Raw genomic sequence first — 6,352 nt, forward strand, 5'->3', positions numbered from 1 at the left:
TACTGATATAAATTGTTGTTCAGGCCATAAAGCGAAATGGTGCCGGTTAACGTAAAACCTAACCTGGCTAACAGCATAGCCGAGCGCAGGTTCTCGGGTTTGGTTACCGCCAGCACAGTGCTGATTTCATCTGCGTTAACGGCGGCTGCCAGCACTGCCCGGGCCGCTTCGAGCGCATAGCCCCTGCCATGATATGCCGGCAAAAAGGCGAAGCCCAAATCAGGTAAACTGAGCTCAGGTCTTTTAAGTAAACCGCACATCCCAATCGGGGTGGCCAAATCAGCCGCTGCACCCGGCGTCGCGCTTTTTAGCAGCACCATATTCAGGCCAAAGCCGTAAGTCTGATAACTGTTAATGGGCCCGCTTGTTAAATATTTAACGGCATCGGCGACAGTTCGCACCTGTTTATCAGCAATGTAACGAATAAAGGACTCGTCATTGAGCAGCTGCACAATAAAGTCGGCATCCTCAAGCGTAAAATGAAGAATAAGCAACCGGTCAGTTTCAGCGATAATTGTCATTATGTTTTGCTATCCTGGAGTTCTTTAGCCGGCACTGTCGTTCCTGTCAGCTCAGCCCGGTGTTTTGGCAGGTAATCAGGATAGTGCTGCTGAATAAAATCGATCATTCCCTCGCGCACATAACACCTTAAATTCCACAGGGTACTGGAGTTTCTCGCGCTTAGCAGAAAACGGATTTGCATGGCTTTTTCACCCGCTTCAACAACCTGAACTGACTGGGTGACGCCATCCCAGTCGGGGGTGGCCTGCAGCAGCCGGCTGAATTCGTGGCGCAGTGCAGCAACTGGAATACCATAATCGACCCAGATTAACGCGCTGCCGGTCTGATCTGAGGTATTCCTTGACCAGTTCTGAAACGGGTTTTCAATAAACCATTGCAGGGGCACGATCAGCCGGCGCAAATCCCATACCCGCAGCACCACATAAGTGGCGGTGACCTCTTCCACCCAGCACCACTCACCCTGGACATACATCGCATCATCAATCCGAAATGGCTGGGTAATCGCAATCTGCATACCAGCCAGCAGGTTGCTCAGCACCGGGCGGGCAGCAAAGCCAAGAATAATACCGCCAATCCCGGCTGAGGCCAGCAGGCTTGAGCCGACGGTGCTGACGTTTTCAAAGGTCATCAGCGCAGCCCCCACGCCGACCAGTACAATAACAATGTTTAAACCACGCACAAAAAATCGGGTCTGGGTTTCTACCTTGCGGGCATGCTTCCATTCATTTTCAAAGGCGGGGTTCAGCATGACAATCACATCGCCAATGGCTGAGGTAAAACTTACCGCGGTCCAGGATAACGACATAATCAGCAGCAGCTTGGTTATGTGCTGCACTGGTGCCAGCAGCGGCAGATCTTCGGGAACGGAATTCAGCACACTGTACAACGCTATCAGTACTAATGTCGTGCCAAGCGCCCGTGCGGAGGCATTAAAGAAAATCCGGGTGGCAGATTCCGGCTTAAACAACCGGGCAATTAACAAAACCAGCCCTTTATAAAAGCCAAAGGCCACTAACATGGCAACTGACGCCTGTATCGCGGCAGTCGCCCACTGCACCAGACCGTCCCTGATCAATTGCTCCATCATCTTGCCCACCCAATGGTTACCGGTTTCCTGATAATCTAACAGATCATCACGACATAGCAATCCGGCCGGCGCATGGCCTGACGTTTTGCAGCTTAGGGTCAGGGTAATACTTAGGCGCGGCACAGCTCAGAGCGCCAGTTACTGCGGCCTGGCCAGTTGCTGCAAGATATGGCACTGCGGGCTGCCATCACCGCGGCAACTGTCGGCCAGCGTGGTAAGCACCTGCTGCATATGCTGCAATTCGGCAATCTTTTCTGCTATTTCAGCAAGATGCTGCTCTGCTAACTGCTTTACTGCCCGGCTTTCCCGTTCGGGGTTATGCCACAGTGCCAGTAGTGACTGAATATCCTGCAATGAAAACCCCAGATTACGAGCCTGTCGGATAAACCGCAGCTGATTTATCTGTTCACTGTTGTACAGCCGGTAACCTGCATCGGTACGTGATGTTTTGCGTAGCAAGCCAGACTGCTCATAGTGACGGATCATTTTCGCAGATAAGCCACTGACTTTAGCGGCATCACCAATGGTTAATAACATGGTTATATCCTTATCTGAACGACATGCGCTGTAAGCGCAGTGCATTAGTCACGACCAGCACGCTGCTGGAGGCCATGGCAGCGCCGGCAATAACCGGGTTTAAAAAGCCCATCGCCGCAAGGGGTATGCCGATTGTATTAAAGGCGAAAGCCCAGAACAGGTTTTGCTGAATATTGCGATAGGTCGCATCAGCGAGCGTCAGGGCCGAGGCCACCAGTGTCGGATCTCCACGCATTAATGTTATAGCAGAGGCACTGACCGCTACCTCGGTGCCGGTAGCCATGGCGATACCCAAATCAGCCTGCGCCAGAGCGGGCGCATCATTAATACCATCACCTACCATTGCGACTTTATAGCCCTGCTGCTGATAGCTGGCAACGGCCTTCGCCTTTCCTTCAGGTAAAATCTCGGCCTGATAGTTATCCAACCCAAGCTGTCTGGCAATATAGTCGGCGCTGGCGCCGGAATCGCCGGTGAGCATCGCGACTTTAATGCCACTTTGTTGCAATTTTTGCACGGCGGCTTTGGCATCATTTTTAGCCTGATCGGCAAAACACAAAAGCCCAAGCAAACATATTCCGGCATCAGACTTTTCTGCCAGCCAGGATACTGATGCGCCCGGTACTGCAATTTTTTCAGTGGGCAACGACAGGCCAAGCTCGCCCATCCAGTGGCCGGAACCCAGCATCATCTGCCGTGGGCCGACGTAGGCGGTTACCCCTTTACCGGCCACCACCTTAAAATGGCTAACCTGCTGCAGCGCCACGTTGTGCGCTGTAGCATAGCTTATCACTGCTTTTGCCAGCGGATGTTCACTGTGCTGGGATAAAGCGTAACTCAGTTCAGCCAGCTCGTGCTCATCACCCTTAATTGCGGTTAACTGCATCAGCTCGGGTTTGCCTGCAGTCAGAGTGCCGGTTTTATCAAATATCACATAATCAATTTTGGTCGCCTGCTCCAGGGCAATGGCATCTTTAACTAAAATACCGTGGCGTGCAGCAGTACCGGTGCCGGCCATAATGGCTGCAGGCGTGGCAAGCCCGAGCGCACAGGGACAGGCAATCACCAGCACCGCTACAGCGTGTAAAATGCCCTGCTGCCAATCGCCAAACAGTTGTCCCCAAACCATCGCAGTGACGAGCGCCACCACCAATACCACAGGCACAAAGATACTGCTGATCCTATCCACCAATGCCTGTACCGGGGCCTTGGCACCCTGGGCCTGTTCAACCAACTGAATAATTTTTGCCAGCGTCGAGCCGGCGCCGACGGCTGAGGCTTCTATTTCCAGCATACCGTCAATATTTACTGCGCCACCGGTAACGCGATCGCCCTGCTGTTTCGTCAGTGGAATACTCTCGCCACTTATCAGGGCTTCATCGACATGGCTGCTGCCACTTAGCACGATACCATCTGCCGCAATACGCTCGCCGGGTAATACTTTCACTTTATCACCACGCTTGAGCTCTGCCGCTGCGATAGTTTGCCAGCCGTGGTGACGCCAGACCGTTGCTGTAGTCGGCTTTAAATTTTCCAGCGCCCGAAGCGCATCCATGGTACGCCGTTTGGCGCGTTTTTCTAAAAACTTCCCCAGCAGTACCAGCGTCAGTACCGCAGCACTGGTTTCGAAATAAAGATGCGGTGCACTGCCATGATTGGCACTGGCATGGCCATTAAAGCTTAACCACAGATAAACTGACAAACCATAAGCGGCACTGGTGCCAAGTGAGACCAATAACTCCATATTGCCACTACCGGCTTTTAGCGCCTGCCAGCCCGCCCGGTAAAACCGGGCTCCAAAATAAAACTGCACCGGGGTCGCCAATAACCACTGCCAGAATGCCGGCAACATCCAGTCAGCGCCAAACAGCATACCCAGCATCGGCAGCACCAGCGGAATGGTCAGTATTGCCGATCCGACCACCGGCCAGCTATCGCGCTGATAAAAAGGGATGTCGGCTTTTTCTGCTGTGTTCGCAGCAGCCTGGCTAAGCAGTAATTCATAACCTGCCGCACTGACTGCCTGTTGCAGATCAGCAGCGGGCGTATCCTGCTGCAGGGTCAGGCTAACCTGCCCGGTTGCCAGATTGACAGTAGCCGCCAGCACCCCGGACACCTTGAGCAAGCTTTTCTCCACCCGGGCAGCGCACGAGGCACAGGTCATGCCTTTTACCGCATACTGGCGCTTTTCAACATCCAAGGTATAACCGGCTGCATCTATGGCAGAGCGGATAGCGCTGAAGTCTGCATCGCCTGTCACCGTTGCGGTTTCTGTGGCCAGATTAACGCTGACTGCTGCTACCCCGTCAACCGCCAGCAGGGCTTTTTCAATCCGGTTTACGCAGGAGCCACAGCTCATGCCTTTTATGACCATTTGCATTGTTTCTGCCATGTTAATTTCACCGTTATTGCGCTGGTTATCAGATACAGCAAGGCTAAACCTTACCATTATGGCAAGGTCAAGTATGAAAAGAAATTAAGCTGAAACAGCATTGATTCTACCGCTCTGACAGTCCCCCCTGAACTAAAGTGGCTTTTTAAGCGCAGAACGTGGCAGTATTAGCAGATTAAACTGAAGGAGACGTCACCATGCGCCCGATTTACTGTGCTTTACTGTTAGTGCTGCTGGCCGGCTGCAACAAAAACGAAGTTGGTGATGTATCCCTCGGGGTATTTACCACTAAGGATATTAAGCTTGATGCGTTTAACGATCCACTGGTAACCGGGGTAACCTGCCATGTCTCGAGCATTGAAGCTAACCTCGATTTTGCCGACCCGTCTGACAGCTCCATTGCCTGTCGCCAGACGGGCCCGATTACCCAGGAGATGATTGCCAAAATAGATAAGAGCAAAAACGGTGAGGTGCTGTTTACCAAATCCAAAAGTATTTTCTTTAAAACGATGAAAATCCGCCGGATTTACGATTCAGAAAACCAAACCCTGATGTATCTGTCTTACTCCACCAAGGAAACCTCCGGCAGTTTTAAACACAGCTTATCGACAGTGCCGCTATGGGGAACCCAAGCCTATAACGCCGCGAAAATAATGAATTAATTAAGATTATCGCTAAGCTCTTCCTAAATAGGATAGAACCTCTTTTGAAGGAGCCGGGGAGTGTCTGAGCCCTGCCGGAGGGCAATGGGCGAGTTGCCCCGGCGAGTGAGGAAGAGTGTTATATTCGACAAACAAAAAAGTGGCGTTAGGATGCGAAATAAAGAATGGCGGCATTTTGGCAGATGTTTGGCGTAAGTCATAACTTGCAGTTTAAAGCAGAGCTTGGTTAACTCTCAGTATCATTTAAATCAGTTGTGTTGATTATGGATATTTCTGCTGAAAAACTAAAACGGTTCAGGCTACTGAGTAACCTATCGCAGGAGTTATTAGCTAAACAATCAGGACTGAGTTTGCGCACTATTCAACGGCTAGAGCGTGAAGGCGGAGGCTCGGCTGAATCGTTACATGCCCTTTGCGCTACATTAAATATTAGTGCAGAGCAACTACAGCATAATGCTGATCCTGTTCAAGCCAGATGGCAACGCACCACAGTGATAAGCCGGTTGCTACTATTTATAATCGCGATCACCGCGCTATTAGGTCTGATGGGGCAGGCTTCTGGCAGTAGTCTTTATATTTATTTGGATATGATGTCATTGATCATCATAACCAGCTTTTTAACGCTATCAACGCTCGTTTGTTTTGGCTTTAATGGCTTGGTAAATGCTGTTACCGGGTTAAAGTATTTAGCAAGCTCCCAACTATACCAGCAGCAAGCTACCCGTGATCTGGTAAAGCTTTATAGCTACATATATAAGAATTGCTATGGTGCCGCCGCTACAGGCAGTTTAATCGGTCTGGTCAGCTTGTTTAATATCTATGCTGCTTCAGCCAACACCAGTCAGTTTTTCGCTGGGCTGCATGTGCTGACAATACTTTGGTTATATGCGGCGGTTGTTGCCGAATGCCTGTTAAGGCCACTAATTTATAAACTCAAAAACGCTATAGACTAGGACATTACACTGTTAATCTCTGGCTTTCTCTGCAATAAATAAAGCAAACCACCAGTCCTTACTGGCGCCCCTCCTTGTTTCATTTATTAAATAAACATCAGTGATATCCGATCTGTTTAGCAAAGTTGTACGTTCTGGTTATGCAGGTTCTATACTCAGCAACAGCATTCTGGTTTAACTCAGTCTGGAGGGCACGATA

At 50.6% G+C, this 6,352-nt stretch carries 6 protein-coding genes; 2 read left to right on the plus strand and 4 right to left on the minus strand.

Going from position 1 to position 6,352, the window contains the following annotated elements; translation table 11 throughout:
- The 4 genes from R3177_RS12220 to R3177_RS12235 form a co-directional block, all read right to left on the minus strand.
- A partial coding sequence (locus R3177_RS12220) for a GNAT family N-acetyltransferase (RefSeq protein ID WP_318971308.1) occupies window positions 1-521 on the minus strand: 521 nt, incomplete at its 3' end.
- Complete coding sequence (locus R3177_RS12225) at window positions 521-1,732, minus strand: mechanosensitive ion channel family protein (protein ID WP_318971309.1); 1,212 nt, start codon at window positions 1,730-1,732, stop codon at window positions 521-523. The genes R3177_RS12220 and R3177_RS12225, both read right to left, overlap by 1 nt.
- A 15-nt stretch (window positions 1,733-1,747) precedes the next feature.
- On the minus strand, window positions 1,748-2,146 hold the full coding sequence (gene cueR / locus R3177_RS12230) for a Cu(I)-responsive transcriptional regulator (RefSeq protein ID WP_318971310.1): 399 nt from the start codon (window positions 2,144-2,146) through the stop codon (window positions 1,748-1,750).
- A gap of 10 nt (window positions 2,147-2,156) precedes the next feature.
- Window positions 2,157-4,538 (minus strand): heavy metal translocating P-type ATPase, encoded by a 2,382-nt coding sequence (locus R3177_RS12235; protein WP_318971311.1) that lies wholly within the window; start codon window positions 4,536-4,538, stop codon window positions 2,157-2,159.
- 197 nt (window positions 4,539-4,735) lie between these two features.
- Between R3177_RS12235 and R3177_RS12240 the strand changes: the two genes are divergently transcribed.
- Together R3177_RS12240 and R3177_RS12245 are read left to right on the plus strand one after the other, a co-directional pair.
- The gene (locus tag R3177_RS12240; protein ID WP_318971312.1) at window positions 4,736-5,200 is read left to right on the plus strand and encodes a CreA family protein; all 465 of its coding nucleotides are present in this window, start codon (window positions 4,736-4,738) and stop codon (window positions 5,198-5,200) included.
- 263 nt (window positions 5,201-5,463) lie between these two features.
- On the plus strand, window positions 5,464-6,153 hold the full coding sequence (locus R3177_RS12245) for a helix-turn-helix transcriptional regulator (protein ID WP_318971313.1): 690 nt from the start codon (window positions 5,464-5,466) through the stop codon (window positions 6,151-6,153).
- The last annotated feature ends 199 nt before the right edge of the window (window positions 6,154-6,352 follow it).

The sequence above is a fragment of the Arsukibacterium sp. genome (assembly GCF_033722355.1).
In the GTDB taxonomy this organism is placed as follows: domain Bacteria; phylum Pseudomonadota; class Gammaproteobacteria; order Enterobacterales; family Alteromonadaceae; genus Alishewanella.

Coding starts and splice junctions, on each gene's coding strand:
- R3177_RS12245 (WP_318971313.1), top strand. CDS start 5,464: ATGGATATTTCTGCTGAAAAACTAAAACGGTTCAGGCTACTGAGTAAC.
- R3177_RS12240 (WP_318971312.1), top strand. CDS start 4,736: ATGCGCCCGATTTACTGTGCTTTACTGTTAGTGCTGCTGGCCGGCTGC.
- cueR (WP_318971310.1), bottom strand. CDS start 2,146: ATGTTATTAACCATTGGTGATGCCGCTAAAGTCAGTGGCTTATCTGCG.
- R3177_RS12235 (WP_318971311.1), bottom strand. CDS start 4,538: ATGGCAGAAACAATGCAAATGGTCATAAAAGGCATGAGCTGTGGCTCC.